The sequence below is a fragment of the Moorena sp. SIO4A5 genome, assembly GCF_010672005.1.
Taxonomy (GTDB): Bacteria; Cyanobacteriota; Cyanobacteriia; order Cyanobacteriales; family Coleofasciculaceae; genus Moorena.
Window position 1 is genome coordinate 1 of the sequence record NZ_JAAHHZ010000449.1, and the last position, 3,918, is coordinate 3,918.

6 protein-coding genes are annotated in these 3,918 nt (G+C 45.3%); 2 read left to right on the top strand and 4 right to left on the bottom strand.

Going from position 1 to position 3,918, the window contains the following annotated elements; translation table 11 throughout:
- Window positions 1–323: YcaO-like family protein (locus tag F6K57_RS38910; RefSeq protein WP_293074014.1), on the top strand; the 323-nt coding region annotated here is incomplete at its 5' end.
- A gap of 38 nt (window positions 324–361) precedes the next feature.
- Here F6K57_RS38910 and F6K57_RS38915 read toward each other — a convergent pair.
- From F6K57_RS38915 to F6K57_RS38925, 3 genes are all read right to left on the bottom strand, one after another.
- Window positions 362–532 (bottom strand): hypothetical protein, encoded by a 171-nt coding sequence (locus tag F6K57_RS38915; RefSeq protein ID WP_293074016.1) that lies wholly within the window; start codon window positions 530–532, stop codon window positions 362–364.
- Between the two features lie 95 nt (window positions 533–627).
- Window positions 628–1,080 carry a helix-turn-helix domain-containing protein gene (locus F6K57_RS38920; RefSeq protein ID WP_075899538.1) on the bottom strand — a complete coding sequence of 151 codons (453 nt, stop codon included), beginning with the start codon at window positions 1,078–1,080 and terminating at the stop codon, window positions 628–630.
- Between the two features lie 37 nt (window positions 1,081–1,117).
- Window positions 1,118–1,303 carry a hypothetical protein gene (locus F6K57_RS38925; RefSeq protein WP_143727606.1) on the bottom strand — a complete coding sequence of 62 codons (186 nt, stop codon included), beginning with the start codon at window positions 1,301–1,303 and terminating at the stop codon, window positions 1,118–1,120.
- A gap of 32 nt (window positions 1,304–1,335) precedes the next feature.
- Between F6K57_RS38925 and F6K57_RS38930 the strand changes: the two genes are divergently transcribed.
- A complete protein-coding gene (locus F6K57_RS38930; RefSeq protein ID WP_293074018.1) occupies window positions 1,336–1,605 on the top strand; it encodes a hypothetical protein in 270 nt (89 codons plus the stop codon).
- A gap of 84 nt (window positions 1,606–1,689) precedes the next feature.
- Here F6K57_RS38930 and ltrA read toward each other — a convergent pair whose 3' ends face one another.
- A complete protein-coding gene (gene ltrA, locus F6K57_RS38935; RefSeq protein WP_293074020.1) occupies window positions 1,690–3,537 on the bottom strand; it encodes a group II intron reverse transcriptase/maturase in 1,848 nt (615 codons plus the stop codon).
- Between the last annotated feature and the right edge of the window lie 381 nt (window positions 3,538–3,918).

The following is a 3,918-nucleotide window of genomic DNA, read 5'->3' on the forward strand; positions in this document are numbered from 1 at the left end:
GCAAAGACCATCCCTACATGGTTCCCAATCCTGACATTCCCCTCAAGCTTTACAGTGACTATGCTCAACAGTGGAGTGATGATATTTATGAGGATGTGATGACCTGTGTCAACATTGCCCAGTCCGCAGGCATGGAAACCCTAGTTCTAGACCAAACCCGCCCGGATATTGGCTTAAATGTGGTCAAGGTGGTTGTACCAGGGATGCGCCATTTTTGGGCAAGATTCGCCCCCGGTCGGTTGTATGATGTCCCCGTTAAGTTAGGCTTGTTGGCGAAACCCTTAAGGGAAGATCAACTTAATCCGATCCCGATGATTTTGTAGGAATTAAGAATTAAGAATTAAGAATTAAGAATTAAGAATTAAGAATCGGGAATCGGGAGTCGGGAGTCGGGAATCGGGAATCGGGAACAGGGAACAGGGAACGGGGAACAGGGAACAGTGGACAAGAATTCTCTCCCCATCTCCCTATCTCCCCATCTCCCCATCTCCCCATCTCCCCACACTTCCCACACTTCCCACACTTCCCACACTTCCCACTCCCTCGGTGCGCTTTCCGTAGGCGAATTAAATTCGCCACGGGTCGCACCGCTCCCGATTCCCGACTCCCGATTCCCGACTCCCGAACTCAGCTAGTAGCCGGGAAACTGCCACCAATGAAGTGAATATCACTGAAGGTTTCGATCCACAGACGAGCGCCACAATCGAGGGGATGATCGGGATTATAGACAATCTTACAAGGACCGAGGATTTCGACTTCGTTGCCGTAGAGATTGGTACCCTTTCGTTTTACTGAAATCACTGGCTTCCGCTCTTGAGGGCTTTTGTGCATATTCGAGCCAATGTGATTGCGGTTGACATTAATCTTCGCTAAAGCCGGGGGACGACTAGTCTGCCATTTGCCCTTCGGTCCACGGGAGCCTTTGGTAATTTGTGGCAAATGGTTGAACAGAGGAATAATCCAGAATTTCCCACTTTTATAAGCACCCCGAACCCGACCCTTCTCTAGGAGTTGGCGCAATCGCCGAGACGAAATTCCTAACAGAGATGCGGCTTCAGTAGTACCAACACACTTGTTCATCAGTGGACTCCCCCTTAACTATTCCGATAATACTAGTTTAATAGGAAAAAAGAGAATTGGCAATTTTGGGGAATCGGGAATCGGGAATCGGGAATCGGGAATCGGGAATAGACGGAAGAGTTTGGGATACGGTCGTGGATGCGTTCGCGTAGCGTGGCCTACGGCCAATCGCGTAGCGGCTCCAAAGAAGCATCCCGTAGCGTGACCCAAAGGCCAAGGTCAATCCCCCGTAGCGTGACCGTTCCCCTAGCGTGCATGCCTTTTGGCCAAGGTCAATCGCACTCTATAGCTCTAATCACGAGTAAGGTAAACAGGATTTTTTCCCAAACTCCCGATTCCCGACTCCCGATTCCCGACTCCCGATTCCCTAATTTTGTTACAAAAATTAAAAAATTATGTTATAATATTAAATTTTTGTGCTATAGTAAAACTGTGGTCGTTAAACGTCCATGGGAAGAGCCAGCCAACGGATTTTGCGAGGCCGGTGTGGCTGGCTCTTGGTCCCCCAGTACAAGGATTGGGTAAGTCGGCGGGATTACTCCCGCTTCGTCCCCAAAGCACCGTGCGAACAAGTCTCCAAGTACACGGCGCGACCAATTCCTTTAGAACTCATTTATCACTACCACCTCTTTTCTTTGATTTATGGGTTTGTACCTTTTGGTTTTTGTTCCGTTTCAAAGAGGGTTTCTTTATCCCGGCTCTCAGCATTTCCTGTATGTCGGGATTGGTGGCACCCAAGGCGTGAATGGAATGGTGGCAGTTAGCGTGTAGATATACTAAATTATCGTTTCTATCCTGACCACCCAGATGTTTTGGTATTATGTGATGTATATGTATCTCATCACTTGCCCCGAGGGGTTGATTGCAGACAGGACAGAGATAGTTCTGTTTGTTTGCTATTTTATCCTTACCTGCTGAAAATCTTCCCTTGGCCGTTTTTTCCCTTTGTTTAGCTTTGCGCTCTTCCCAGTATCCTATGAGGTTAGGGTCATCTGGGCTATTTGTATGTTGAATTAGGGTGTGGCGCTTGATGGGAATCCATGCAAGTTTATGTAGATATACATCTTTTGAGGATTTGTCTCCAAATACCCATTTGTCATCCCTGCCTGGACAGGATTTTCCGAAGTATTTCTGCGATATCCATTTCCAGGATTTGTTCGGGTGTTTCCGTTTTCCCCATCTTTTGAGTTTCCAGAATATGTAATTGTCCAAAGTGTTGAAGGTCTCCTGTGCTACCACTCCATCATGATAGTTACCCCATCCTATAATTTTGGGATTGAGTTTCTTAATGACTAGGTCTTGTGGTACACTTTTGAGTTTTTTAAACTCTGTCTTCAGGTTGTCTTTGAATTTCTTTATATTCTTTTTGGAGGGTTTGATGAGGGTAACCAATCCGGTTTTTCGTGCGGTAGTTTGATATTTTCGGAAGTTCCATCCCAAGAAATCAAAGCCTTGGGTGAGGTGTCGAATGTGGGTTTTTTCCTTGGAGAGTTTCAATCCTTTTTTGATTAACCATTCTTGTATGATTATCTTGGCGTTCGCTGCATCTTCTTCGTTTTCTGTTAGAACTACGAAGTCATCAGCAAAGCGGATATATGCTCTTTTAGATATATTTTCCCAGAATCCGCCAGATTTCCTCCTATTATCTTTACGCCACTTGTATTTGATTCCCAATTCTTCCTCAATGCCCTGTAGTGCGATATTGGCCAGAAGGGGGCTGATTATTCCTCCTTGTGGTGTGCCTGATTCAGATTCGTAGAATACATTCTTGTCGATGTATCCTGCTTTAAGCCATTGGGCTATTAGTTTTTTGGCTGGGAAGTTACCTAATGTCTCAAGAAGTGGTTTATGGGCAATATTATCAAAGCATCCAGAGATGTCTGCATCTAAAACCCACCACTTCCGGTTATTTTCACCTTTGATGTTATTGAATATCCTTTGTCTTGCGTCATGGGTACTTCTGCCAGGTCTGAAACCGTATGATGATGGTTCAAATTTGGCTTCCCAATGAGGCTCTAATGCGTTCTTGACGATGCCTTGTATACATCTGTCAATCATGCCAGGTATTCCTAGTGGGCGTTTTTTACCATTAGGTTTGGGAATATATACACGTTTAGTTGGGATTGGTTTGCAAGCCTTGTAGTGTTTAAGAGCATCGACCAGCTCTCCCCTGAGTGTTGGGTTTAGGTTTGCTATTTTATCTATCCCAGGGGTATTTTTGCCTTTATTGATTTGGGCGGCTTGTCTAACGGAAATGAGTATATTGGAATAGCTACGTAACATTAATCGTTGTAGCTTGTTTACCTTTTTCCAGTTGCCTTCACGAGTCGCGAGGAATATTCTACGTCTCAACTTCCTGACTTCCCTGTAGGCTTTCTTCCAATTGATGGAGTGCCAATCGGTAGTTTGTTCAGTTACGATACCGTTTTCCTTTGAATTCGGTTCTATCTTTTCCATTACAATTAAGGAATAATCTGTATTATGTTCCTCCCTCGGAATCAGTTCTGAAATTCAGCACTCTGCACGAGTTGAGGGAAAATCCCTCTATCCAACCGGTTATACGCGCTATCACGCTTTTCCGTCGGTTTTCACCCTGTTGGCTTTAGCTTGGTTCAGACTTTTACCGGACCGAGAGTTATACCTCCTCTTGCGATTCGGCTACCCTATCTATCGACCTAAGGTAGGGACTCAATCTCGGCTTACCCGGTTACACACAAGGAAGATGCGAACTATAGGTTGTCGTCTCTACGCCGAGTCCGTGGAGTTCTCAGTTATCCAATATCTACTGGATTAACTCTTGGAGCTATTACTCCCATTACCGCTTTAGTAGGAGATAGG